Source organism: Shinella curvata, assembly GCF_022899935.1.
In the GTDB taxonomy this organism is placed as follows: domain Bacteria; phylum Pseudomonadota; class Alphaproteobacteria; order Rhizobiales; family Rhizobiaceae; genus Shinella; species Shinella curvata.
This window is the reverse complement of the sequence record NZ_JALJCJ010000003.1, coordinates 17,681-42,582: the sequence shown is the minus strand read 5'-3', so window position 1 is coordinate 42,582 and position 24,902 is coordinate 17,681. Positions and strand designations below refer to the sequence as shown.

Annotated in this window: 16 protein-coding genes and 1 tRNA gene; 12 read left to right on the top strand and 5 right to left on the bottom strand. The window is 63.7% G+C overall.

Going from position 1 to position 24,902, the window contains the following annotated elements; translation table 11 throughout:
* The first annotated feature begins 31 nt into the window (after window positions 1-31).
* From MUU55_RS11735 to MUU55_RS11725, 3 genes are read left to right on the top strand one after another with little or no spacing between them, the layout of a single operon-like run.
* Complete coding sequence (locus MUU55_RS11735) at window positions 32-1,174, top strand: ABC transporter ATP-binding protein (protein WP_244760955.1); 1,143 nt, start codon at window positions 32-34, stop codon at window positions 1,172-1,174.
* A gap of 3 nt (window positions 1,175-1,177) precedes the next feature.
* Window positions 1,178-2,089, top strand: coding sequence for an ABC transporter permease (locus tag MUU55_RS11730; protein ID WP_244760954.1), 912 nt, complete (start codon window positions 1,178-1,180; stop codon window positions 2,087-2,089).
* Between the two features lie 4 nt (window positions 2,090-2,093).
* On the top strand, window positions 2,094-2,912 hold the full coding sequence (locus MUU55_RS11725; RefSeq protein ID WP_244760953.1) for an ABC transporter permease subunit: 819 nt from the start codon (window positions 2,094-2,096) through the stop codon (window positions 2,910-2,912).
* A gap of 24 nt (window positions 2,913-2,936) precedes the next feature.
* Here the strand turns inward: MUU55_RS11725 and MUU55_RS11720 are convergent, their stop codons facing one another.
* The gene (locus MUU55_RS11720) at window positions 2,937-4,784 is read right to left on the bottom strand and encodes an AsmA family protein (RefSeq protein WP_244760952.1); all 1,848 of its coding nucleotides are present in this window, start codon (window positions 4,782-4,784) and stop codon (window positions 2,937-2,939) included.
* 181 nt (window positions 4,785-4,965) lie between these two features.
* Here MUU55_RS11720 and MUU55_RS11715 point away from each other — a divergent pair, with 181 nt between their 5' ends.
* Window positions 4,966-6,918, top strand: coding sequence for an acetoacetate--CoA ligase (locus MUU55_RS11715; protein WP_244760951.1), 1,953 nt, complete (start codon window positions 4,966-4,968; stop codon window positions 6,916-6,918).
* Between the two features lie 249 nt (window positions 6,919-7,167).
* On the opposite strand, the gene MUU55_RS11710 is transcribed toward MUU55_RS11715, so the two are convergent.
* Both MUU55_RS11710 and MUU55_RS11705 read right to left on the bottom strand, forming a co-directional pair.
* Window positions 7,168-8,745 carry an ABC transporter permease gene (locus MUU55_RS11710; protein ID WP_244761540.1) on the bottom strand — a complete coding sequence of 526 codons (1,578 nt, stop codon included), beginning with the start codon at window positions 8,743-8,745 and terminating at the stop codon, window positions 7,168-7,170.
* A gap of 261 nt (window positions 8,746-9,006) precedes the next feature.
* Window positions 9,007-12,594, bottom strand: a complete 3,588-nt coding sequence (locus MUU55_RS11705) for an ATP-binding protein (protein WP_244760950.1) — start codon at window positions 12,592-12,594, stop codon at window positions 9,007-9,009.
* 244 nt (window positions 12,595-12,838) lie between these two features.
* Between MUU55_RS11705 and MUU55_RS11700 the strand changes: the two genes are divergently transcribed.
* Entirely contained in the window at window positions 12,839-13,288 is a 450-nt protein-coding gene (locus MUU55_RS11700; RefSeq protein WP_244760949.1) for a phasin, read from the top strand.
* A gap of 146 nt (window positions 13,289-13,434) precedes the next feature.
* Window positions 13,435-13,511: transfer RNA gene (locus MUU55_RS11695), tRNA-His, on the top strand.
* 109 nt (window positions 13,512-13,620) lie between these two features.
* On the opposite strand, the gene MUU55_RS11690 is transcribed toward MUU55_RS11695, so the two are convergent.
* On the bottom strand, window positions 13,621-14,568 hold the full coding sequence (locus tag MUU55_RS11690; RefSeq protein WP_244760948.1) for a hypothetical protein: 948 nt from the start codon (window positions 14,566-14,568) through the stop codon (window positions 13,621-13,623).
* A 178-nt stretch (window positions 14,569-14,746) separates the two neighbouring features.
* Here MUU55_RS11690 and MUU55_RS11685 point away from each other — a divergent pair, with 178 nt between their 5' ends.
* The 6 genes from MUU55_RS11685 (at window position 14,747) to bcsN (ending at window position 23,928) form a co-directional block, all read left to right on the top strand.
* Entirely contained in the window at window positions 14,747-15,325 is a 579-nt protein-coding gene (locus tag MUU55_RS11685) for a TetR/AcrR family transcriptional regulator (RefSeq protein ID WP_342346054.1), read from the top strand.
* Window positions 15,322-16,248: a DMT family transporter gene (locus MUU55_RS11680; RefSeq protein WP_244760947.1), complete on the top strand. Its 927-nt coding sequence runs from the start codon at window positions 15,322-15,324 to the stop codon at window positions 16,246-16,248. The genes MUU55_RS11685 and MUU55_RS11680 overlap by 4 nt, the downstream gene beginning before the upstream one ends.
* Before the next feature lie 158 nt (window positions 16,249-16,406).
* Window positions 16,407-18,668 (top strand): UDP-forming cellulose synthase catalytic subunit, encoded by a 2,262-nt coding sequence (gene bcsA / locus MUU55_RS11675; protein ID WP_244760946.1) that lies wholly within the window; start codon window positions 16,407-16,409, stop codon window positions 18,666-18,668.
* Complete coding sequence (locus MUU55_RS11670; protein ID WP_244760945.1) at window positions 18,661-21,036, top strand: cellulose biosynthesis cyclic di-GMP-binding regulatory protein BcsB; 2,376 nt, start codon at window positions 18,661-18,663, stop codon at window positions 21,034-21,036. The genes bcsA and MUU55_RS11670 overlap by 8 nt, the downstream gene beginning before the upstream one ends.
* Entirely contained in the window at window positions 21,033-23,006 is a 1,974-nt protein-coding gene (locus tag MUU55_RS11665; protein WP_244760944.1) for a hypothetical protein, read from the top strand. The genes MUU55_RS11670 and MUU55_RS11665 overlap by 4 nt, the downstream gene beginning before the upstream one ends.
* Before the next feature lie 7 nt (window positions 23,007-23,013).
* A complete protein-coding gene (gene bcsN, locus MUU55_RS11660) occupies window positions 23,014-23,928 on the top strand; it encodes a cellulose biosynthesis protein BcsN (RefSeq protein ID WP_244760943.1) in 915 nt (304 codons plus the stop codon).
* 3 nt (window positions 23,929-23,931) lie between these two features.
* Here bcsN and MUU55_RS11655 read toward each other — a convergent pair whose 3' ends face one another.
* Window positions 23,932-24,813: a LysR family transcriptional regulator gene (locus MUU55_RS11655; RefSeq protein ID WP_244760942.1), complete on the bottom strand. Its 882-nt coding sequence runs from the start codon at window positions 24,811-24,813 to the stop codon at window positions 23,932-23,934.
* Window positions 24,814-24,902: the final 89 nt, after the last annotated feature.

The following is a 24,902-nucleotide window of genomic DNA, read 5'->3' as shown; positions in this document are numbered from 1 at the left end:
GCTGCCTAAAAATAAGAGATGGGGACAGGCAATGAAATCTCTCGGCAATATCCGTCGTTCCTTCGCACCGTGGACGGATCCGGACGCAAAACCGTATATAACGTTCCGCAATGTCACGAAGAGGTTCGGCGATTTCACGGCCGTCGATGATCTCACGCTCAACATCTATCACCGCGAGTTCTTCGCCCTGCTGGGCGCCTCGGGCTGCGGCAAGTCCACGCTTCTGCGCATGCTGGCCGGCTTCGAGCGTCCGACTTCGGGCGAGATCATCCTCGACGGCCAGGACATTGCCGGCATCCCGCCCTACAAGCGGCCGGTCAACATGATGTTCCAGTCCTACGCGCTCTTCCCGCACATGACGGTCGAGAGTAATATCGGCTTCGGTCTTCGCCAGGACGGCATGCCCAAAAACGAGATCGCCGAGCGCGTCACCCAGATGCTCAAGCTCGTGAAGCTCGAAAAATTCGCCAAGCGCAAGCCGCATCAGCTCTCCGGCGGCCAGCGCCAGCGCGTGGCGCTCGCCCGTTCGCTCGCCAAGCGCCCGAAGGTGCTGCTGCTCGATGAGCCGCTCGGCGCGCTCGACAAGAAGCTGCGCGAGGAAACCCAGTTCGAACTGATGGACCTGCAGCAGGAACTTGGCCTGACCTTCGTCGTCGTGACCCACGACCAGGAAGAGGCAATGACCATGGCCGACCGCATCGCCGTCATGAGCCACGGCAAGGTCATCCAGGTTGCGACGCCGGCGGAAATCTATGAAGCGCCGAATTCCCGTTTCGTGGCCGACTTCATCGGCGACGTGAACATTCTCGACGGCAAGGTTTCGGCCAGCGGCAATGGCAAGATCGAGCTGGCGGTCGCCGAAGGCTTCACCATCCGCACTGCTGCGGGTAGTGCGCCGCCTGCCGGCTCCGCCGCCGGTTTCGCCATCCGCCCGGAAAAGATGAAGGTCACGCGCGCCGCCCCCGCCGACGCATCGGTCAATGCCGCGCAGGGCGAGATCTGGGATATCGGCTATCTCGGCGATATGACCGTATTCTACGTCAAGCTCGACAGCGGCAAGGTGGTGAAGGCCTCCATGCTGAATGCCCAGCGCGAGGTCGAGGACCCGATCGCCTATGATGAGAAGGTCTGGGTCTCCTTCGGCGAGACCGCCGGCGTCGTCTTGAAGGATTGACCGATGAACAAGCTCGGCTCCGCCCTCTTCAGCCGCCTTGTCATCATCATTCCCTATGCGTGGCTGCTGTTTTTCTTTCTCATTCCCTTCTTCATCGTCTTCCGCATCTCGCTCTCGACGACTGCCATCGCCCAGCCGCCCTACGAGCCGGTCTTCCGTTTGTCGGATGGCATTGCCGGCATCTGGGGAAAGATCGGCCAATTCAGCTTTGACAACTATATCTGGCTGACGCAGGACTCGCTCTATCTCAACGCCTACCTGTCTAGCCTCTGGATCGCCGGTGTTTCCACGCTGATCACGCTGCTGATCGGCTATCCCATCGCCTATGGCATGGCGCAGGCGCCGCGCACACTGCGTCCGACGCTGCTGATGCTGGTCATCCTGCCGTTCTGGACGAGCTTCCTGATCCGGGTCTATGCCTGGATCGCGATCCTCAAGCCCGAGGGACTGCTCAACCAGTTCCTGCTCAGCATCGGCGTCATCGACCAGCCCCTCATCATCATGAACACCAACTGGGCGATTTATATCGGCATCGTCTATTCCTACCTGCCCTTCATGGTGCTGCCGCTCTATTCCGCGCTGGAGAAGATGGACAACACGCTGATCGAGGCGGCACAGGATCTTGGCTGCCCGCAGATCTCCGCCTTCTGGAAGATAACCTTCCCGCTCTCCATTCCCGGTGTGGTGGCAGGCTGCATGCTCGTCTTCATTCCGGCGGTCGGCGAGTTCGTCATTCCCGATCTTCTCGGCGGATCGCAGACCCTGATGATCGGCAAGACGCTATGGAACGAATTCAACGCAAACCGCGACTGGCCGGTTTCGGCTGCCGTCGCGACCATCCTGCTCCTCATCCTGGTCGTGCCCATCGTGTTCTTCCAGAATGCGCAGGCCAAGGCCGAAGAGCAGGGGAGATAAGCCCGTGAACACCTGGTCCCGTTTCAATATTGTGTCTGTCGTTATCGGCTTTTCGTTCCTCTATCTGCCGATCGTGCTGCTGGTGGTCTTCTCCTTCAACGAGTCCAAGCTCGTGACGGTCTGGGCCGGTTTCTCGATCAAATGGTACGTCTCGCTGTTCCAGAACCAGGGTCTGATGGACGCCGCCTGGGTGACGATCCGCGTGGCGCTGATCTCGGCAACGGTCGCAACCGCGCTTGGCACCATGGCGGCGCTTGCGCTCACGCGCTACACCCGCTTCCGCGGCCGACTGCTGTTTTCCGGCATGGTCTATGCGCCGCTTGTCATGCCCGAGGTCATCACCGGCCTGTCGCTGTTGCTGCTCTTCGTCGCCATCGGCTTCGACCGCGGCTTCGTGACCGTCACGCTCGCGCATATCACCTTCTCAATGTGCTTCGTGACGGTCGTGGTGCAGTCGCGCCTGCTCTCCTTCGATCGCTCTATCGAGGAGGCCGCGATGGACCTCGGCGCAACGCCGGTGAAGACCTTCCTGGAGGTGACGCTGCCGGTCATCGCGCCGGCTGTTCTGTCCGGCTGGATGCTGGCGCTGACGCTGTCGCTCGACGACCTCGTCATCTCCTCGTTCACGTCAGGCCCCGGTGCCACGACGCTGCCGATGAAGATCTACAGCCAGGTGCGTCTCGGCGTGACACCGGAAATCAACGCGGCCTGCACCATCCTCATCGGCTTCGTCGCCATCGGCGTCATCATCGCCTCGATCATGACGAAGCGGCGCGAGGTGCAACGCCAGCGTGACGAACAGGCGGCCTTCGCAGGCCGCTGAGCATTCCGGGAAATCTGGACGAAATTACTGGCGGGGCTGCTGCCCCGTCAGGATCGAAACCGGCGAGATCACCGGCTCCGGCCAGGAGCCGCCGACGAAGAAGCTGACCGCCGGATTGACCACGGTCGCATCTGCCTGCGGGCGGTCCGCAAGCGTCCCGGCCAGCGCCAGGCTTGCCGAGCGATAGGGGATCATGCCGGACAGCGTGAGGAGCTTCTCATTGCCTTCGATTTCCGCCTTGGTCAGTTCTGCGATGCCGCGATCGAGCCGCGCCTCGAGATCGGCGCGCACGAAATCGAAGGCGCCGTCGGCGGCCTCGGAGTAATTGAAGAAGGCGTTTTTCGCCACCATGTCCTCGAAAGCCCGCCGATCGAAATGGGTAAGCGTGCCCGGTCCCATGCGCAGACGGAACTGGCCGGACATATCGGACACCGTGGTGGCCCAGAGCGCCTCGTCCGTCGAAAGCTCGAAATCGGCCGACCCGTGGCCCGACGGCAGCGGCCCCGGCAAGGCAAGTGTGCTGACGATCGCGCCGATATCGACATTGCTCAGGGACATCTGCAGGCGAGCTCCGCCCTTGAAACCCTGTTCGTTAAGCGCGATGCGGCCGGTCATGCGACCGTCGAGAAGGGTGCTGTCGCCGACGTCGAACGACGCGCGGCCGTTTTCTATGCGCATGCCCGCCGCGAGGTTTTGCAGCGAAAAAGGCGCGAAATCTGCCGTTTTGGCGGAAAGCCGGATGTCCATGCCGAACTGGTGCAGGAAGGCTGTGTCGAAGGGGGCCGCAGTTTCCTCGGTGCCCGGCAAGGGTGAAAAGGCCGTCAGGAGCGCTTTGAGGTCGATATGGTCGAAGGCGAGCGTTCCGCCGATCTGCGGCACGCCGTCGGGTGGCAGATTGACATCAAGCACGCCGCTCGCCTCGGCATTGTCGAGCGCGAGTTTGACGCCCTCGAGCTTCGCCGAGTAACCCGCCGTCGTCACCTTCGCCTTGACATTCACTTGCCCGACATTACCGATGGCGGAAATTTCCTTGCCCTGCCAGGCGAGGAGATGGGCGAGCGAGGGTGTCGAAAGCTGCATGGTGCCGGCGACGAAGGCGGCATGTGAAAGGTTGGCCATCCCCTCGAAGTTGATCGTTGCCGGATTGGCGGACAGGCTCGTGCGGGCATTGGCGTTGCGCCCGGCCAACAAGGCCAGCGGCTGGTCGCAGCCGAAGGCCCAGCGCGTCATCTCGCCGTTGACGATGCCGGAAAGGGAGAGGTCCATCGGCTGGCGGAGCGACGGCCAGGTGACGGTGCCGTTGATGTCGGAGACGCTATAGGTCTTGGACGCGCCTGTACTCGCGACGTCAAGAACGCCGTCGGTGATGGTGATCGTGCCGAGGCGTTCGCTTGGCATGGCGGGGATCGCCTGGCCCTCGGGTGCCGAAGCTGTCGCGTCGATCGCCTGTGTGAGCCAGCCGTCATGTTTCCAGTTGAAGACGCCCGTTGGGCTCCAGCCGACGCGGACGGTCGGGCGTACCAGTTCCAGGTCACTGAAAACAGGCTGCCCGCGCACGGCGCCGATCAGGTCGAAGGTTGCAGAGACGGCCTCGATGGAAGCCAGCTCCTCGCTCTTGCCGTTCACTGCCGGACTGGTGATGCGGACGTTCCCGAGCGTCACGCGCGGATAGGGCCAGAAGGAGAATTCCGGCGCCTTGCCGAGCTGCACGTCGGCGCCGGTCCATGCCTCCAGAGTTTCCTCGATAGAATCGCCCACCGTATCCGTCTGCAAGAGGAAGGGAAAACCGACACGCAGGCCAAAAAGCAGGACGAGCGCGACAAGAATACCCCGCACCAGGTGCTTCGATCGGATGAAACGGGACGGGGTCATTCGGTACGGATCCTCTGCCGTCAGCTCTCATATGGGCTCGCGCGATGGGGATAGGCGCTCGAGGCGAAGAAATCAAATGCTGCCATGGCGGAATTGCGTTCGCCCGTGCCGCGAACCGGCCGCCGACGCTTTATATTGCGACGCAACATGCTATAGGAATTGCGATGGAGTGGAGGAAAGAATGACGTCAGAATTGCCCCTGTGGGAACCTTCGGCCGACATGCTGGCGACAAGCCCAATGGCCCTTTTCATGAAGGCGGCCTCCCGCCTCGCCGGCCGGGAGCTTGAATCCTACGACGCGCTTCACGCATGGTCCGTCGACGACCGTGCTGTCTTCTGGACCGCGATCTGGGACGAATGCGGCGCGATCGGCGAAAAGGGCGATACGGCGCTGGAGAACGGCGAGCGCATGCTGGAGGCCCGTTTCTTTCCCGAGGGGCGCCTGAACTTCGCAGAAAATCTGCTCAAGAAGACCGGTGCCGGCGATGCCATCGTCTTCCGTGGCGAGGACAAGGTTTCCTATCGCTGGTCATGGGATGGGCTTCGCGCCCGCGTGTCGAAGCTGCAGCAGGCCTTTGCCGCCATGGGGATCGGTGAGGGCGACCGGGTCGCCGCCATGATGCCGAACATGCCGGAAACCATTGCCTGCATGCTCGCCGCCGCCTCGCTCGGCGCCATCTGGTCCTCCTGTTCGCCCGATTTCGGCGAACAAGGCGTGCTGGACCGTTTTGGCCAGATCACCCCGAAACTCTTCATAGCTTGCGACGCCTACTGGTATGCAGGCAAGCTGCAGGACGTCTCGGCGAAGGTTAAGGCCGTTGCCGGCAAGCTCGGCGTGCCGGTTCTCGTCGTACACTATGCCGGCGATGCGGATACGCTCGCCGACACCCTGCCGGATGGCCGTACGCTCGATGCGCTGACGGCGCCTTACGAGGCAAAGCCGCTCACGTTCGCGCAGCTTCCTTTCCGGCACCCGCTCTACATTCTCTTCTCGTCCGGTACGACGGGCGTGCCGAAATGCATCGTGCACTCGGCCGGCGGTACGCTGCTACAGCACCTAAAGGAACACAGCCTGCATTGCGGCCTCGTGGAGGGCGACCGGCTGTTCTACTTCACCACCTGCGGCTGGATGATGTGGAACTGGCTGGTTTCGGGGCTGGCCGTCGGTGCCACGCTCTGCCTGTTCGACGGCTCGCCTTTCCATCCTGACGGTAACGTGCTGTTCGATTATGCGCAGGACGAGAAATTCGCCGTCTTCGGCACCTCGGCGAAGTATATCGACGCCGTGCGCAAGGGTGGCTTCACGCCGCGCACGACGCACGATCTGTCGAGCCTGCGTCTCCTCACCTCCACCGGCTCGCCGCTGTCGCCGGAAGGTTTTTCCTTCGTCTACGAGGGCATCAAGACCGACGTACAGCTCGCCTCCATCTCCGGAGGTACGGATATCGTCTCCTGCTTCGTGCTCGGCGTTCCCCTGAAGCCCGTCTGGCGTGGCGAAATCCAGGGTGCGGGCCTCGGCCTGGCCATGGATGTCTGGGACGAGGACGGCCATCCGGTGCGTGGAGAGAAGGGCGAATTGGTCTGCACCAAAGCCTTCCCCTCCATGCCGGTCATGTTCTGGAACGATGCCGACGGTGCAAAGTATCGCGCCGCCTATTTCGAGCGTTTCGACAACGTCTGGTGCCACGGCGACTTTGCCGAATGGACCAGCCACGACGGCATCATCATCCACGGCCGCTCGGATGCGACGCTGAACCCCGGCGGTGTGCGCATCGGCACGGCGGAAATCTACAACCAGGTCGAACAGCTCGAAGAGGTCGTCGAAGCCCTCTGCATCGGCCAGGACTGGGACGACGACGTGCGTGTCGTGCTCTTCGTGCGCCTCGTCCCCGGTAAGGTTCTGGACGAAGCGCTGGAAAAGACGATCAGAACCAAGATCCGCACCGGCGCCTCGCCGCGGCATGTCCCGGCAAAGATCGTTCAGGTTACGGATATTCCACGCACCAAATCCGGCAAGATCGTCGAGCTTGCGGTGCGCGAGGTCGTGCACGGTCGGCCGGTGAAGAACAAGGAAGCGCTCGCCAATCCGGACGCGCTGGACCTTTTTGCCAATCTCGCGGCGCTCCAGTCCTGAGCGCCGCCGGTATTAACGATTTTTGCCCGGCCGCATTAACCAAACACACGAAGTTGTGAACAAAAGGTTTGTGCCGGAACGGGCCGGGTAAGGAATTGTTAATCCGCAATGACGCAATGTCGTCCCAACTTGAGCGCGCCCGATGTGTGGGCGTTCCGGTCGCACCCGACCCCGATGGCATGAGGCCGTTCACTCTCGCTTTTGTTGGACAGCATTCAAACTATCGGGGCGGCCTATGCCGCCCCTTTTTTATCTGCTCGTCTTGTCCAGCGCACGCGATACGAGAAACACCGGAATGAGCCCGACCGCGACGATGATGATCGCGGGCACGCCGGCATCCTCCACCTTCGCCCGCGAGGCATCCTCATAAACCAGCGTGGCCAGCGTGTTGAAGTTGAACGGGCGCAGCATGATCGTCGCCGAGAGTTCCTTCATCGTCTCGATGAAAACGAGGAGGGCGGCTGTCAGCGTTGCGGGGCGCATCATCGGGATGAGCACGGTCCACAGTGTCTGGCTGCTGGTCCGCCCCAGCGTACGGGCGGCCATGTCGAGATGCGGCGAGAGCTTGTGGAAGCCGGCATCGATCGTTCCCTCCGCCATCGTCAGGAACCTCACCGTGCAGGCATAGATGATGGCAAAGCCGGTGCCGGAAAGAAGCAGGCCCGTCGAAATGCCGAGATTGGCGCGCAGGAAGGCATCCACCGCGTTGTCGAAGTTTGCGAGCGGAATGAGCACGCCCATGGCCAGCACCGTGCCGGGCACGCCATAGCCGAAGGACGCGAAACGCCCGGCCGCGCTGTTGAGGCGTGAACGGGTCGTGCGCGCGGCATAGGCGAGCAGAAAGGCGAGCAGCACGGCGACGATGGCTGTCAAGCCGGAGACGAGCACGCTGTTCCAGAGTGCCGAGATGAGCCGTGTCGAGGCGAACTCCTCCAGCCGGCGGGCGGCGTACCCACCCAGCACGCAAACCGGAATGGCGAAGCCGATGAGGGGGGGCGTGAGGCAGGCGAGGCTCGCCGCCCATTTCTTCCAGCCATTCAGCCGGAGGCGCACGGAATCATGCACCGCAGCCGTTGTCTTCTGGCTGGCGAAGCGTTGCCGACGGCGGGCGGCGCGTTCCACCATCATCAGGCAGACGACGAAGACCAGCATCACGCAGGCGATCTGTGCGGCCCCGGCAAGGCTGCCGCGATTGAGCCATGTGTCGAAGATCGAGAATGTCAGCGTCTGCACGCCGAGATATTCGACGGCGCCGATATCGTTCAGCGTTTCCATGGCGACGAGCGTCAGTCCCACCATGATCGCCGGCCGCGCCATGGGAATCTGGATCCGCGCGAAAACCTTGAGCGGCCCGGCACCGAGCGTGCGCGCCACATCCGCCGCCGCGCGGCCCTGCATGAGGAACATCGAGCGGGCGGCGAGATAGATATAGGGATAGAGCACGCTCGACAGCACGAGCATGGCGCCGCCGGTGGTGCGCACCTCCGGAAACCAGTAGTCGCGGCTCGTTTGAAAGCCGAAGAGGCCGCGATAGGCTGTCTGCACCGGACCGGTGAAGGAGAAGAATTCCGCAAAGGCATAGGCGCCGAGATAGGCGGGAATGGCGAGCGGCAGGACGAGCAGGCCAGACAGGACCCGCCGGCCGGGAAAATCGCAGCTGGCGACCAGCCAGGCCGTGATCACGCCGGTAACCGTGGTCAGGGTGGCGACGCCGGCCAGCAGGACGAGCGTGCGCAGCGTCGCGCGCGGAATGACGTTGCTCAGGAGATGCGGCCAGTCGTTGATGCCACCCGTTGCCGCGATGACGACGATGGCGATCGCCGGCATCAGTACGATTGCCGCGGCCAGCACCGCAGAGGCAGAGAGAACCGGATGGCGGGCCGCACCCGAGCGGCGATGCACGCGCGGCGCGCTTTCGGACTGGACCTGCAAGACATTCCCTCGACGATGCGGCGATCCAGTCTGGATCGCCGAAAGGCGTTTTGTCGGTCCTAAAGCATTTTCCAACCAAGGGAAATCATTTGGCGGGACACAAATGCGGGAGGTAAGGGCAGACGACGTATGACCGGCATCCCTTCCCTTTCGGCGTCAATCCGCCAGCACGCGCGGCGAGGGGAAGCTCACCTCGACCAGTGTGCCTTCGTTCGGTGTGGAGCTGATCGAAAAATTCGCCCGGTTGGCATCGACCATCGCCTTGGTCAGCGGCAGACCGAGGCCGGTGCCGTCGCCGCGCTTGCGCGCGCCGGTGGTCACCTGACGGAAGGGCTTCATCGCCTGTTCCAGCTCGCTGCGCGTCATGCCCACGCCCGTGTCGCGGATGCGAAGCACCACGCTGCCATTCGCCTCATAGGCGGTGGAGACGACGATCTGCCCGCCCGAGGGCGTGAAGCGGATGGCGTTCGACAGGATGTTGAGCGCGATCTGCTTGATGGAGCGCAGGTCCGCAACGATCTGCGGCACATTGTTGGAGAGCGAGGTACGGATGATGACGCGCTGGCCATTGGCCTGCGGCTGCACCAGCGAGACGGCTTCCGAAATCGTTTCGTTGAGGCCGACGGCGGTGAATTCGAGATCCATCTCGCCCGCCTCGATCTTGGAAATGTCGAGCAGGTCGTTGACGATATCGAGCACATGGCGGCCGGATCGGCCGATATCATTGGCATATTCGATGTAGCGCGGATGGCCGATCGGCCCGAAACGCTCCGTCGCCATCATGTCGGAAAAGCCGATGATGGCATTGAGCGGTGTGCGGATCTCGTGGCTGACACGGGCGAGGAAATCGCTCTTGTGGGCGTTTGCCGTCTCGGCGGCGCGCTTGGCGCTGCGCAGCTCTTCTTCCGTGCGCTTCCACTGGGTAATGTCGCGAATGACGGCGCAGAAGCCGGATGACGAGGAGAGGCGGCCCATCGTCATGAAGAGCGGAATGAAGCCGCCGGCCGCCTCGCGGCCGATGACCTCGCGACCGTCGTTCAGCACGCTCGCGACGCCGTGGCCGGAGAGGCCGGCGAGATAATCCAGCACGGCCTTCTGGCTTTCATGGGCAAACAGCATGGCGAAGGGTCGGCCGCGCGTCTCGTCCTCGTCATAGTTGAAGAGGGCGCTGGCCGAGCGGTTCATCGAGCGGATGTCGCCATCCTGACCGACGACCACGACGCCGTCGGTCGCAGTTTCGAGGATCGAACGCAGCTCGCCGATCTCGACGCGGAGCGCCGCGACAGCCGCCTGGTCGGCCGTGTCGCCCTCGGTCTCAACCACCGGCACGGGCGTGGTTTCGACCAGAGCCAGCGGCGGTTTTTCGTGGGCGGGTGTCAGCGCCAGCATCAGGGCTGTGCCGTCTTCCCAGCGGATCGACTGAAGGCGCGCGCGCACGGCACTCGTGCTTTCGCCATCGGCATGGCGCAGCGCCATGGTGCCGTCGCCGTCTTCGGTTTCTTCGTCCGGGGCGGCCAGCAGGATATCCAGCCCACCGGAGGCTTCGAGATCCTCCAGGCTGCGATAGCCGCTGAAGCGGAAGAATTCCGGATTGGCATGGATCAGCCGGTCGCCGACATGCACGAGCAGCGCGACGGGCAGGGCATCGACGACAGTTGCGGTCAGGCCGTAGTCCATCTGCGTGCGCGGCGGCGCGATGGCCGTGCGCTCGCCGGCATGGTCCTCAGGCAGCAGGTCATCGGCATGCGAGCCGACTTCGAGGCCGGGCATCTCCGTTTCGGTCTCGTCCGTGTCGATGAAGACCGCATCGACGGTATCCTCGTCGTCGCCAGCCTGATCCCCCGAGGCGGTAAGGGTGTTTTCGGATGTTTCCTTCGCAGCATCATCGGCCGGCCGATCTTCCGGCTTGCGCTTTCCGAAGGACTCGCCGAGCTGGCGGGCGATTTCGCGGAACGCGGCCTGCTCGCCGGTCGACAGACCGTCGAACAGGCCACCGCGATTGCGCCGGGTCTCGAGCTGCACCACCTTGTCGGAATGACGGCGGTTGGGTGTCTCCACCAGGCGCAGCGCCGGGCGCTCGCCGCGAAAGGCGTCCGTCTCGTCGGTCGGTTCCGTATCGACGGACGCTTCGGCCGGCTTATGGTTCTCTTCGGCAGGGGAGGGCGCGTCGATCTCGATGACGGTTTCTTCCGGTGCCGCTGGTATTTCGTCCGCCTCAACCGCGTCCGGCCGTTCGGCTTCGGCGGCCGGGATCTGGTCGATCGGATCGACAGTCGCCTCTTCCTGCGTCTCGGCAATCACGCCAAGCGTCAGGCCACGGGCATGGACATCCTCGATGGCATCGGCGATGCGCACGATGCCGAAGCCACGAAAACCGTCGAATTCACGGTTGCGGGAATAAGTCGGCAGCGCCGCGAGATCGACCGGCACGACAAGCGAGGTGCCTTCGACCGGCCAGTGGATCGTCTTGCCGGACCACGTGTCGCGACGGCGCAACAGGTCACCGATCTTCCCATCCTGATCAAGATCGAAGCGTGCGGCGACATCGCCGAAACGCTCACCGGAAATCGCTGCGGCCTGCGGGCCGACAGCCGTGGCGAACTCTTCCGAAATCTCGCTGAACCGGCCTTCTGCGTCGATCTTCCAGACGAAGCGGATCGGTCGGCCCTGCCGGTTGAAAACAAAACCGGAAGCGCTCTTGCTGGTCTCGTTCGTCGTCGCGGCGGCGGTTTCCTCTTCCGCGGGTTCGGGGGAGAACTCTTCCGGCGGAGCGGCGGGCCTGTCTTCAGAAGAAGTGTCCGCAAATCCGGCGATTGCTTCCCCGGCTTCGCCAGCAGGCTGTGACGGCGTCCCGTCGACCACGGCGTCTTCGACGCTTCCGGTCGTGTCAGCGCCCGCCATGCTTTCCGGCTCAGCCTCGCTCGCGAGTGGCGCGGGTTCCATCTCCGCAGCCTCGGTTGCCGGCTCGTCCTGCGTCGGGATTGCTTCGGCGGCCGAAGGCTCAACCTCGTTTTCCGGCTCTATCCCGTTCTGCACGGCAGCGGGAGCGGCTTCCTCTTCATCCGGGTCGAGATGCCCGAGGATTGTTTCGACGGCAAACAGCAGGTGCAGCGCCGGATCGCTGGAAATGCGGCCGATTGCGGCGGGCAAGTGCCCGCGACCCGTCGCGACCGGGCGCTTGACGAGATGCTCGGCGCTGCGGCCGGCCGCTTCCACGAGGGCGCGTCGTGTTTCGATGCTGATGGCGAGGCGGTCGAAGCCATCGGAGCCGGCAATCACGGTGCCTTCTTCGTCGAGCACGGCCATGTGCGTGTCGGGATCGTCGAAGCCGGCGAGCATGGCGGCGGCCGTCTCTTCCTGGCTCTGGCGGTTGCCGGCGACCGGAGCATGGAAGAGAATGGCCTCATCGCCGGGGCGAATGATGACGGCCTCGACGGTGGCTGTGACGGGTATGCTGCGAAAGCCACTGCCGATGCGCATGACGAAGCTGCGGCGGTCGCCGGGCGCCTGCACCTGTCGGGCAGTTGCGGAAAGCTGGCGGAAGGCGACGTCGCCACGATCCGGACCGGCATCAAGGAAATCGTAGATGTTCTCCTCGCCGAAGAGTGCCGCACCCCGGCCGTTCGACCAGAGAACCCGGCTCATGTCTTTCGAAAACAGCACGACGGCCTCGCCCCGCGCGAAGGGCAGGCGCACCCGCTCGTGGACGGCAACGTCGATAAAGGGATACTGCTTTGCGGACATGTTCAGGCCTGTATCTGGCTTCCGGCGTCCCGGTTTTCAATTAACGCTTTATTAATAGCCGCGCTCCCCCGGAGGGTCCAGCGCCGGGGTCTGAAAGCCCGCGGCTTTCGGGCGGAAGGGTTAACGCCTCCAAGGTTTATTGTGCAGCGCACAAAATTGTTGCAATGCGAAAGAAGATCGCTTATATAGACGTCATCCAAGAACACGGCGCCTCTGGAGAGGGCCAAACCAAGGAGCGCATACCATGGCTACCAAGAAGACCGACGACGTATTCTCGATCGCTTCCATCGATCCGTCCAAGATTTCCGAAAGCTTCCGCGACTTCGCCGAAAAGGGCGCAGCCCAGACCAAGGAAGCCTACGCCAAGATGAAGGAAGCCGCCGAAGACGCGACCAAGACCGTTGAAGCGACGCTCGAAAGCGCGCAGGCCGGCTCCGTCGAACTCGGCCTCAAGGCCATCGATGCGCTGCGCACCAATGCCGAAAACTCGCTTTCGCACATGGAAGCGCTGCTCGGCGTGAAGTCCGTTGCCGAACTCTTCGAACTGCAGACCGCTTTCCTGCGCAAGCAGGCGGAAGTCGCCGTCGAGCAGGCCAAGTCCCTTCAGGAAACCTCCAAGAAGGTTGCCGAGAAGGTTTCGGCTCCGGGCAAGTCGGCCGCTGAAAAGGCCATGAAGTCCTTCAAGGCTGTCTAAGCCCGAGATGGCGCGGGTTTCGACCCTGTGATAGAATGGCCGGGTGATCGTCCGGCCATTTTCGTTTGTGCAAGCCGATAAAAAACGCTTGAAAAATGGTGCGGCTGCCCGTATGTGACGCACCAAGCGCGGACGACGCGCCCTGTGCGGTTGTAGCTCAGTTGGTTAGAGCGCAGGTTTGTGGCACCTGAGGTCGGTGGTTCGACCCCACTCAACCGTACCATTCCTCTCTCCTGATAAGTTGTTTCGATAGGACTTATCGGGAGAGAGGAATATTCTTTCAGCTGTACCTTTTCCCTTCCTTATCCTGATCCGATAGTCGCGCCGGGCTGTCAGTCGCCCCAGCTCACGAATTTCAGTGTCGCGTTGCCATTCATCTTGTAGCCGACGACCGCGCAGCTATTTTTCGCGCGGACGGGTGCCGCACCCTTCAGCACCAATGTGTGCCAGCCCTCCTGCCGTCCCGCCACCTCGTAGGGCGCCGGCTCGCAGCCTTTCTTGAAGACATAGGCCGTGCCCTTGATCGTCGCCCTGTCATCATAGGGATCCCATGACGCGCTGGCTTTGAACAGCAGCGTGCCGGCCTTCACCGTGCCCGCGATTTTTGCCTTGGGCTTTTCGTAGATGATCGTGCCGGCACCGGGATCGATGCGGACATCGGAGCCGTTGTGGTCGAACAGGCTGCGCATGTCGACGGCATTGCCGGCCTCGAATGAAGCGGTCTCGACCTGTGTCGTCTCGCCGTCGCGTGGTGCGACACTCGATTTGTCCGTGATCCACGGTGCGGCGTCGGCGAAAAGCTGCTGGTTGCCGTCGCAGACTTTCCAGGGGCGATATTCGCCGCGATCATAGCGATGGATCGGGAAACAGAAGCCGGGGCCGGTCATCTCGACGTCCGGCAGCCCACCCGTCTCGCGGGGGTGGAAGATCAGCTCCTGCGTATTGTCGGCCGCAATCAGCATTGTCCAGTTCCCGCCGGTCTTGGTCAGGAGAAAAACACTCTGGCCGGTCATGCCGTAGCAACTGGTGACGCCGTTGCCCAATTTGGCGGGAGAACTGCTGACAAGCACCTCGTTGACACCGTCGGCATCGATATCGCGCTGCGTGGCAATGTAGGCGACCGTCGTGTCGGCAGAGGTCACACATTCCGCGATGCCACTCTCCTTCTCTCGTGTCGTGACGATCTGAACGGCCGCATCGACATCGGTCTGAGGCCAGTCGGCCGCCACTGCGGGCAGGGTCGTGGCGAAAACGGCGGATGCGGCAAAAATGAACTTCATGAAAGTTGCTCCTGTCATTGCCCTCAGGGTTGTAGGGCGCGGGTGTTGCGACCCTGTTGACGCATCTGCTGCAAGTTTACCGATCTGCACATCGCGGTAATGAAAACACCCCGCGCCAGCGCAGCCCTTGACAAAGATCGAAATTAGGTAGATCGGTCTACATAATAATGAGGTGCGCATGATGAGCGAACGGATATCGGCGCGGGAGCGGTTGCTGAAGGCGGCTGCGGAGCTGTTTTATCGCGATGGGGTGGGGGCGACGGGGATCGATACGATCACGGCTCATGCGGGCGTCGCCAAGATGAGCCTCTACAACAATTTCGCTTCCAAGTCGGATCTGGTGAAGGCCTATCTCGATGCGCGACTGGAGGAGTGGCACGTTCTCTATCGCGAGCGCCTCGCCACGGCCGTGACATCGCGCGAAAAACTGCTCGCCGTCTTCGATTCCTATGTCGATCATGCCGAGCTCGCCTATGGCTGGGGCTTTCGCGGCTGCGGGCTGCTCAATGCCGCCGCCGAGCTGCCCTTCGGCGATGCCGGCCGGGCGACGGTCGCCTTCCAGAAGGACGAGGTCGAGCAGCTGTTCAAGGATTATCTGCGTCAGATGAAGCCGGAGCGCGATGCCGCGATCGACGAGACGGCCGAGCATCTGTCCTTCGTGCTGGAAGGCGCGATGGCCCGCGCGGGTCTCGACGGGCATGATGGGCGGCTGAAGGCGGCGCGCCGGATCGCCATTTCGATCGTGGACCAGCTATGACCGCTTCCGATCTCGCCTTGCCCTTGCGCCGGCCGAACCGGTTCGCGGCGCTTGCCGTTCTCATCCTCCTCGAAGCCGCGCTCGTCGTGTGCTGGAGCGCCGGCTTCATCGGCGTGCGCTTTGCCAGCGATCATGCGCCGATCTTCCTGATCCTGCTGTGGCGTAGTCTGGTGTCCGGCCTCGTGCTCCTGCCTTTCGCGCTCACCATGGGGCCGAAGATCCGGGGGAGGGACGTGCTCTTTCAGATGCTGCTCGGCGCGCTTGCCATGGCCGGTTATCTCTCGGGTTTCGCGCTGGCGATCGGGCTTGGCGTGCCGACCGGCCTCGTCGCGCTGATCACCGATATGCTGCCGCTCGCCGTCGCCTTCCTGTCCTGGCCCATTCTGGGACAGGCGCTGACGGGGCGGCAGTGGGGCGGTTCCTTCATCGGGCTAGCCGGCGTCATCATCGCATCCGGCGGTTCGCTCGATTGGGGCAATGTTCCGCTCTGGGCCTATGGATTGCCCGTGCTCGGCACGCTGTCGCTGGCGTTGGCCACGCTTTTGCAGAAGCGTAGCGCGGTCAATGCCATGCCGGTTTACCAAAGCCTCTGCTTCCAATGCCTGTCGGCGGCCGCGATTTTTTCCGTGCTCGCCTGGCATGAAGGCGGCGTGTCGCCGGTGATGGACCGCGGCTTCATCGGCGGCATTCTCTGGCTGGTCTTCGTCGCCACCTTCGGCGCCTGGAGCCTCTACTACCTCGCCTTGCGTAAATCCTCGCCGGCGCGGGTGACAGCGATCCTCTATCTCAGCCCGCCGGTCACGATGATCTGGGCCTTCCTGATGTTCGGCGAGCCCCTGTCTTGGGCCATGGCGCTCGGCCTGCTCGTCTCGCTCGGCGGCATCGTGCTGGTGGCGCGGGCGCGGCCGGTGCTGCATGACTAAGCGGTTGTAAACCCTTCATTTACCACGCCTGCGGCTGCGGTCCCGATTTGGCACTGTATTAGGAATCCGTTGACCAATGAATCCCTAGGGTCATCCCGTTCTCATGACGGGAACCGGTCCGCATGACGCGCTGCCGCGATGCAAATGGGGTTCTTCAAATGCACATGACGTGCGTCAAGTGGCTGGCGATTCCCGCTGGCATGATCGGGCTGTTCCTTCTCTGGCTGCCACTCAGCCTCCAGGCCCAGCTTATTTTGAGTTTCGCCGTGCTCGGCGTGATGTTCCTGGCGATGACACGCCCCGAGAACACCACCCTGCGGCTCGTCACCTTCATCTTTGCCGGCATTCTCGCCATGCGCTACGCCTTCTGGCGGACCACCGAGACCTTGCCGAGCATCTACGAACCGCTGAATTTCATTCCCGGCCTGATCCTCTATCTCGCCGAGATGTATTGCCTCGCCATGCTGGCGATCAGCTTCTTCATGCTGGCCGATCCCTTGAAGCGCAAGGCGCCGGAGCTTGGCGATGCCGCCGATCTTCCGACCGTCGACGTCTTCATTCCGTCCTATAACGAGGAGCCTGAGCTTCTGGCCGGCACGCTCGCCGCCGCCAAGTCGCTGCACTATCCCAAGGACAAGCTGACCGTCTATCTGCTCGACGACGGCGGCACCGAGGCCAAGCGCAATCACAAGGATCCGCGCATTTCGATCGCCGCCATCCGCCGGCACGAACAGCTGAAGGCACTCTGCGCCTCGCTCGGCGTCGTCTATCACGCCCGCAAGCAGAACGACCATGCCAAGGCCGGCAATCTCAACGAGGGGCTGAAGGTCTCGCATGGCGAACTCGTCGTCGTCTTCGATGCCGACCATGCACCTGTGCGCGAATTCCTGCGCGAGACCGTCGGCTATTTCGCCAAGGACAAGAAGCTCTTCCTCGTCCAGACGCCGCACTATTTCCTGAACCCGGATCCGCTGGAAAAGAACCTCCAGACCTTCGCGCGTATGCCGTCCGAAAACGAAATGTTCTATTCGATCCTTCAGCGCGGGCTCGACAAGTGGAACGCGTCGTTCTTCTGCGGCTCGGCGGCGGTGCTGCGGCGTTCGGCGCTGTCTTCGGCGAACGGTTTCTCCGGCCAGTCGATCACCGAGGATTGCGAGACAGCGCTCGCGCTGCATTCCAAGGGCTGGCACAGCCTCTATGTCGACAAGCCGCTGATCGCCGGCCTGCAGCCGGAGACTTTCGTCTCCTTTATCGGCCAGCGCGCCCGCTGGTGCCAGGGCATGCTGCAGATCCTGATCCTGAACCGTCCGTTCCTTGCCAGGGGCCTGACGCTTTCCCAGCGCATCTGCTACGCGGGCATCAACCTGTTCTGGCTGTTCCCGCTGTCGCGTCTCGCCTTCGTCTTCTCGCCGCTGCTCTACATCTTCTTCTCGCTGGAGATCTATCAGGCGAACATTCTCGAATTCGCCTCCTATGCGGTGACCTATCTCATCGGCTCCTTCGCCATGCAGAGCTATCTCTACGGCCGCGTGCGCTGGCCCTGGGTCTCCGAACTCTATGAATATGTCCAGTCGGTGTTGCTCTTCGGCTCGATCGTCTCCGTCGTGCGCAACCCGCGCAAGCCGACCTTCAACGTGACGGCAAAGGGCCAGACGCTCGACCGCAGCATGCTCTCGCCCTTGGCACGGCCCTATTTCATCATCTTCTTCGTTCTGCTCGCGGCCGCCCTTTACTCCGGCTACCGCTTCCTGACGGAGCCGGTCGCGACCGAGCTTCTGACCATCGTCGCCGGCTGGAACCTCATCAATCTCGGCCTTGCCGGGGCCGCTCTCGGCGTCGTTGCCGAACGCCGCGAACTGCGCCGCAACCAGCGCCTGCCGGTCAAGCGCCATGCTTTGATGAGGGTCGATGGCAAGCTGAAGAACATCATCATCCAGGATGCCTCCTCGGGCGGCATCTCGGTGGAATTCGTCGAACAGGCGCCGGCAATCGATCTCGATACACCGCTGGAAGCGACGATCCAGCTGCGCCGCGCCGGCCAGATCATCGCCTTCGACGTGATCTCCCGTTCCAGCCGCGGCGAGGGCGAAGGCGCCGTCTACGGCTTCGCCTACAAGGAGCGCACGCCGGAAACCTTCATGGCGATCGCCGAACTGATGTTCTCCGATCAGGCGGTGTTGCAGGAGCGACTGTCGCGTCGCCAGATCCGCCGCAGTTTCTTCTGGGGCACCTCGCGCTTCGCGCTCTGGAGCATCCGCGAGACGTTGCGGGCGCTGCGCTACTCCGCCGGCCTCATCCGCGAGGGGGCCGTGACCTCCGCCGCCGACGCGCCGATCACCGTCAAGGACAACAATGCCCAGATCCCCGGCCGTGCTGCAGAGCTGCCGCCGGTCCTCACAGGAGCCCAGGCCTATGGCTAAGACCCCTCTTCTCGGAACGCTGGGCCTTGCCCTCCTCATCGCCTCGGCTGGTGCCGGCCGAGCGGAAGGGCTGGTTGCCGATGCCGTCAAGCCGCTGCTGGAAGGCACCGCGCTGTCCGGTCCCGCACTCTCCGGCGGCCTGCTGCCGCAGCCGGTCGAAGTGAAGGCCGAAAAGGCGAAAGCCGTTGCCGCCGGCGCCATGCTGGTGCCCTTCGAGCAGTCGGCGGATGCCTTTACGCTGTCGGGCGAGGACGATGTCGCGACCTTCACCTTCGCGCTCGACGGGCCGCAGGTCTCGGCCGGCGGCACGCTGAACCTCGCCTATATCAATGCGGTCTCCGTCCTGCCCGATACCGCGAAGATGGATATCGAGGTCAACGGCCGCGATGCCGGCAGCTTCGCCATCGCCTCGCCGAACGGTGTGCTGACGGAAAAGATCGCCGTTGCCCCGGATCTTCTGAAGGCTGGCCGCAATGTGGTGCGCGTGCGCGCCCGCCAGCACCATCGCGTCGATTGTGCACTGGATGCGACCTATGAGCTCTGGACGAAGCTCGATCCTGCGCAAAGCGGTTTCGCCACGGCGGCGTCCTCGGCGTTTACGGATTTCGACAGCCTGCTGTCCGTTCGCCGCAATGCCGCGCAGCGCACGGATGTGCGCATCGTCGTGCCCGGTGCTCTCAGCGCTGAGGCGCTGAACGAGGTCGCACCGGTCCTGCAATCGCTGATCCTCTTCCTCAACCGAGACGATGTGACGGTCTCGGTGGATGACAAGCCGGGCACCGGTCCGGGCATCGATCTCGTCATGGCCATGGACCGCGCCGGCGCTGCCACACTCGCAAAGCTCGGCATTGCCAATGCACCGCGCGGGCTCTCCGTTCAGGCTAGTGCAGATGCGGACCGCGCGCGCGTCGTGCTGCGCGCCGCCAATCTCGGTGATATCAATGCCGCCGTCCTGTCCGCCGTGAAGGGGCCGATGGCCGATGGGCTGAAGACGGGTGTCTTCGAAAAGGGCAGGGGTGCTCTCGTCGTCGACGCCGGCGAACGGCGCATGCTGAAGGAAACGGGTTACGAGACCCGCGTCTTCTCCGGCCGCCTGTCTCGCACCGATTTCACCGTCGACATGCCCGCCGATTTCTATCCGGCGGAATATGCCACGCTCGACCTTCGCCTCCACGCCGCGACCTCGCCGGGGCTGGAGCAGACCGCGCAGCTTCTGGTGCGCGTCAACGACAAGGTCGTGAAGAGCTACCCGTTCCGCAACCGCGAGGGCGAACAGTTCGACGGCAAGCGCATCGAACTGCCGCTTCGTGCCTTCCATCCCGGCGCCAACCGCGTCGAACTGCTGGCCGAGCTGCCGACGGCGGCCGATGCCGCCTGCCGGCCGGAGGAGCGTGACGATGGCAAGCCGCGCTTCATCCTGCTCGACACGACGGCGATCGAGGTGCCGGCGCTGGCCCGCATCGGCCGGCTGCCGGATCTCGCGGCCCTTGCCGGCAAGGCCTATCCCTATGGCGGCGGCAAGCCGTTCGACCTGGTGATCGACCGTGCCGATGGCCAGTCCGCGGCCGCCGGCCTCACCATGCTGTCGCGCCTCGCCCTTTCCGCCCGCGCGCCGCTGACGGCGAAGATCGCCATCGGCGCCCCCTCCGAAGGCACCGGCCGCGATGCGCTCGTCGTCTCCTCGCAGAACGATTTTGCCGACCTCGGCACCTCCGGCAAGGCAGCCTTCCCGGATGCGGACGAGGTCACGGCCTCCGTTGCCGATCTTCTGAAGCCCGATCCGGTGCACACGGCGTCGGTTTCCGACGGTGCCGCCGGTACCGGCAACGACACCGCCGACCTGTTGCAGGCCTTCCACAATTCGACGGCGGCCGAGGAGGACGACCTGTCCTTCGGGTCGCGCGCGCAGCTCTGGTTCTCCGCTGCCTCGCGCAGCTTCGGCCGCTGGCTGAGCTATGAGGGCGACAACACGGCACGGGTCGCCCCGCATGGCGAGGGGGCATTGGTGACGCTGTCGCAGATGCGTTCCCCCGATGGCCTCGCCACCTGGACGGTGATCCAGGCGAACTCGCCGCGCGATGTCGATGCCGGCGTGCAGCGACTGGTCGAGCCCGCCGTGTGGCGCGACCTGCAGGGCGGCACGGCGACCATCGAGACGGCAAGCCTGTCGCTCGTCAGCCTTCCGGCCGCCGACCGGTATGTCGCCGATCTCGCCGATCGCAGCCCCGGCAACCTTCGCCGCGTCGCGGCCGCCTGGTTTTCAGATAATTTCCAGATCTATGTCGTGCTCGTGCTCGCCTGCCTCGGCCTCTTCGCCGCCTGGCTTGGCCTGACGGTGCCGCGCAAGGGCGTGAGGTCCGATCGATGAAACCCTCCCTTTTCCTCACCGCGCTGCTGCTCGGCTCCTCGGCGCTCTCTCCGCTGGCTTTCGCGGAAGAGGCCAAGTCCGGCCCCGGCGAAGTCGAGCTGGCCGCGCTCTACTATTATGCCGAACAGAAACAGCAGGACCGGCTCGAGGCCGAGACGAACCGGCTGAGGCTGAAATATCCCGATTTCGTCGTGCCTGCCGATGTCTATGCGCCGGTGGCGCAGCAGGTGGATGAAACCGCGCTCTGGGCGCTCTACGAGAAGAACGATTTCACCGGCATCGCCGCCGAGATCGGCCGCCGCCAGACGGAAAATCCGCAGTGGAGCCCGAGCGAGGACTTTTCCGGCAAACTCGCCCGCCGCCAGCAGCGCGTCGAGATGATGGCCGCCACCGCGCGCAAGGACTGGATGGGCGTCATCGAAGCGGCCAAGACCCTGGACCCGTCGACCGAAACGGAGGTCGATCTCGTCTGGATGCTGCTCGACGCCTATGCCGAAACGGGCGCCAAGGACGCGCTGACCAATGTCTATCGCGGCCTGCTGTTCCGCGAGGGCGACAAGCGGCTGCCGGATGCGCAGATCCTGACCACGCTGCAGAAATCGACGCGCGATTTTTCATCGGACGATGTGCGCAAGGCGATGGGCGTGCTCGCCACCTCGCCACTGTTGCAGGCCGGGTTGCAGCCCGTCGAGCTCGACCTGACACGCAAGGACGTCGCCGATTTCAACGCGGATGAGAAGCGTCAGACGCCGATCGCCGAAGGCGAAGTCGCCAAGCTGCGCGCGGCGGCCGAGAAGGGGGATCGCCTCGAGGATCTCTCGCTGCTCGGCTGGTACGATCTGAAGCTGAAGGCGCCAGAAAGTGCCGAGCGCTGGTTCAAGGCCGCGCTTGCCAAGCGCCGCGACGAGGAGAACGCCAAGGGCCTCTATCTCTCGCTTGCCGCCGAAAACAAGCAGGAAGAGGCCTATGCGATCGCCGAGGATTATATCGTGGAATTCTCCGACGATCCGGAATTCCTGATGAACGCGCTGTCGCTGCGCTTCTCGAAGCCCGATCAGCCGGATGCGGACGTGAAGACGGTGACGGCCTATAGCAACGCCATCCTTGCGACTTCCGACGCCGACCATGCGGAAATCCTCGCTTGGTACGCCTATAATTCCAGCCAGTTCGAGGCGGCGAAAGCCTGGTTCGAAAAGTCGCTGGATTGGGAAAGTGCGCCGGTGCGCGTCAAGGGGCTGGCGCTGAGCCTGCTGCGTCTCGGCGCGAAGAAGGATTATGCCGCGCTGGAGGATGAATACCGCGATGTTTATCCGGAGATGTGGGCCGAGATAAAGGTTGCCAAGCCCCCGAAGGGCCGCCGCAGCGTGGCCGTCGAAATGCCTGATACCACTGCGTCGTCGTCCGCTGGCGGTGGCGGGACGAGCTACCTCGCGCATTTCAAGGCCAAGCGCTACAGTGCCTGCGTCAAGGATGTCTCCGCCCAGGAAGCGCGCGGCAAGGTTTCAGCCGATGCCATGCTGATCAAGGGCTGGTGCTATCTGGAACTCAGCCGTCTGGCCGATGCGCGCAACGCTTTCGAAGCCGCGCTGAACAACAGCCGTACGCAGCAGGACGCCGCCTATGGCGCGGCCCTCACGTTGCTGCGCGGCCGCCTGACGGACGATGCCGAAGCCATGGTCGCGACCTATCCGATGTCGGAGAAACGCGAGCGCGAGGTCCGGGCCGAAATCTACTGGCAGCGCGCCCGTTCGGCCTTCGATCACAAGCAGTATCAGAATGTCCTGGATGCCTTGAACGCCCGCGCCAGCCTCGTTGCCGAACCGGCGGATCTCAGCCAGCTGCGCGGCTGGTCCTATTACCATCTCGGCAATCGCGGGCAGGCAAAGGCGGTCTTCGCCCGCCTGAACATGCAGTTCTACGATCCGGCGACGGCCGTTGGCCTTTCCGCATCCACCGTTACCCTGCGATAGGATTCTCATGCGCTGGCTCATTCCTGCCATTCTGCCTCTTCTCGTCGCCGGCTGCGCTTCCACCGTGCACGATCCCTTTCTGGAAACCGGCGCCATCCATCCGGATGCGCCGCCGATCTCCACCGAGGTCTCGCCGGATTTCGCCGTCGCCTACCTGCCCTTGGTATCGGGTCGTATCCAGAGCGTGCGCCAGACGGCGCGCAGCGGTTTCTTCGAGCAGGCCATCGTCTATTCCAACGCCACGGCTTCGGCGGGTGAGAATGTGTTGACCGTGCGGGTCGGCCAGCCCTCCGAGGGCATGACCTTCCTGCGCGCCCCGACACGCCGCGCCATCGTCGCCGAGATGCAAAAGGCGCTGCCCGGTGTTGCCATGCGGATCAGCGACGTGCCGGGCCAGAACGGGCAGGGCGTCTATGGTTATGCGACCGGCCCGCTCGGCACCTTCGGAAGCTGCCTCTATGCCTGGCAGTTCGCCAAGCGCGTTTCGGCCGAGCGCGTAGGTGCCCATGCGGCGCAGGTGCGCCTGCGCTTCTGCCACCCGACGATGTCGCAGGAGCGCATCGCCGCCGTCATGGGTGGGTTGCGTATGAAGCCGGTGACGCGCAACACGTTCGACATGCTGCAATATGCCGGCGGCAGCGGTCACGCGCAGAGCCAGCCCGTGCTGGTTCGTGCGGAACCGGTCGTGGTGGTCGATGACAGCGTCGAGATCGCGCCGCGCCGCACACCGAAGCGCCGGGTCGTGATGGAGGAAAAGCCGGCGGAGGAGCGGATCGTCATCCGCAATGCCGTGCGTGTTCCGCTGCCGGGTGAGGAGACGGTGAAGGTCACCGTTTCCGAGGAGCCGGTCGAGAAGCCGAAGACAAGGGCTAAGAGCGCGCTGGTGCCGATGCCGGGGACCGTCGCGCTCAACGTGGAGTGATCGTCACAGGAAGATGGCATGCTCCTGTCGTACGAGTTCCTGCACGAATTCGGCGACGGTGCGCACGCGGGTGAGGTCGCGTGCGCTTTCGTGCCATGTCGTCCAGTAGGCGCGGCGGATCGTGTTGTCAGGCAAAACGCGCACCAGCTCCGGATACTGCCGGGCTATATAGTCATGCAGGATGCCGACGCCGGCGCCGGAGCGCACGGCCTCCGTCTGGCCGGTGGCGCTGGATATCTCGAAGCTCGCATCCCAGCTGCGCATGATCTCGCCGGTGAAGTTCAGCGAGGCCGTGAAGATCAGGTCCTCCACATAGCCGACGCGGCGATGGGCCTTCAGGTCCTCGACCGTATCCGGCGTACCGTTTTCCGCGAGATAGTCACGGGAAGCATAAAGGCCGAGCGTATAGTCCGTCAGCTTCGACGAGACGAGCCGGCCCTGTTCCGGCCGCTCCAGCGTGATCGCAATATCGGCCTCGCGCTGCGAAAGCGAGAAGGAGCGGGGCACCGGCACGAGCTGGATTTTCAGTTCCGGGTGTCGCGCCGTCAGCCGCCCGAGGCGTGGTGCGAGGAAGGACACGCCGAAACCATCGGGAGCACCGACCCGCACGGTGCCGGCAACCGCGGTGTCGATGCGGCCGATGCTCGCCTGCATCGCCAGCATCTCTGTCTCCATCCGCTCGGCGGCCCGCAAGAAGGCTTCGCCCTCGGCGGTGAGGTCGCAGCCATTGGTCCGGCGGATCAGCAGACGGGTCTTCAGCGCCTCTTCCAGCGCGCTCACGCGGCGGCTGAGCGTCGCGTGGTTGACGCCGAGGCGGCGCGACGCGGCCAGGATCTGGCCGGTGCGGGCAACGGCGAGGAACATGCGGGCGTCATCCCAGTTCATGCCACCTCCGACTTTAATTTTTGCACAACGGTTCCTTACAGGAGGTGATTGTGTTGTGCAAATTGAAGTGCGATCATCGCCTCATAACC

Excerpts from the sequence above, each read along its gene's own strand:
- MUU55_RS11710 (WP_244761540.1), bottom strand. The coding sequence starts at position 8,745 with ATGCCGGCGATCGCCATCGTCGTCATCGCGGCAACGGGTGGCATCAAC.
- MUU55_RS11685 (WP_342346054.1), top strand. The coding sequence starts at position 14,747 with ATGATGAGCGAACGGATATCGGCGCGGGAGCGGTTGCTGAAGGCGGCT.
- MUU55_RS11715 (WP_244760951.1), top strand. The coding sequence starts at position 4,966 with ATGACGTCAGAATTGCCCCTGTGGGAACCTTCGGCCGACATGCTGGCG.
- MUU55_RS11720 (WP_244760952.1), bottom strand. The coding sequence starts at position 4,784 with ATGACCCCGTCCCGTTTCATCCGATCGAAGCACCTGGTGCGGGGTATT.
- MUU55_RS11705 (WP_244760950.1), bottom strand. The coding sequence starts at position 12,594 with ATGTCCGCAAAGCAGTATCCCTTTATCGACGTTGCCGTCCACGAGCGG.
- MUU55_RS11670 (WP_244760945.1), top strand. The coding sequence starts at position 18,661 with ATGGCTAAGACCCCTCTTCTCGGAACGCTGGGCCTTGCCCTCCTCATC.
- MUU55_RS11700 (WP_244760949.1), top strand. The coding sequence starts at position 12,839 with ATGGCTACCAAGAAGACCGACGACGTATTCTCGATCGCTTCCATCGAT.
- bcsA (WP_244760946.1), top strand. The coding sequence starts at position 16,407 with ATGCACATGACGTGCGTCAAGTGGCTGGCGATTCCCGCTGGCATGATC.
- MUU55_RS11680 (WP_244760947.1), top strand. The coding sequence starts at position 15,322 with ATGACCGCTTCCGATCTCGCCTTGCCCTTGCGCCGGCCGAACCGGTTC.
- MUU55_RS11735 (WP_244760955.1), top strand. The coding sequence starts at position 32 with ATGAAATCTCTCGGCAATATCCGTCGTTCCTTCGCACCGTGGACGGAT.
- bcsN (WP_244760943.1), top strand. The coding sequence starts at position 23,014 with ATGCGCTGGCTCATTCCTGCCATTCTGCCTCTTCTCGTCGCCGGCTGC.
- MUU55_RS11730 (WP_244760954.1), top strand. The coding sequence starts at position 1,178 with ATGAACAAGCTCGGCTCCGCCCTCTTCAGCCGCCTTGTCATCATCATT.
- MUU55_RS11655 (WP_244760942.1), bottom strand. The coding sequence starts at position 24,813 with ATGAACTGGGATGACGCCCGCATGTTCCTCGCCGTTGCCCGCACCGGC.
- MUU55_RS11690 (WP_244760948.1), bottom strand. The coding sequence starts at position 14,568 with ATGAAGTTCATTTTTGCCGCATCCGCCGTTTTCGCCACGACCCTGCCC.
- MUU55_RS11665 (WP_244760944.1), top strand. The coding sequence starts at position 21,033 with ATGAAACCCTCCCTTTTCCTCACCGCGCTGCTGCTCGGCTCCTCGGCG.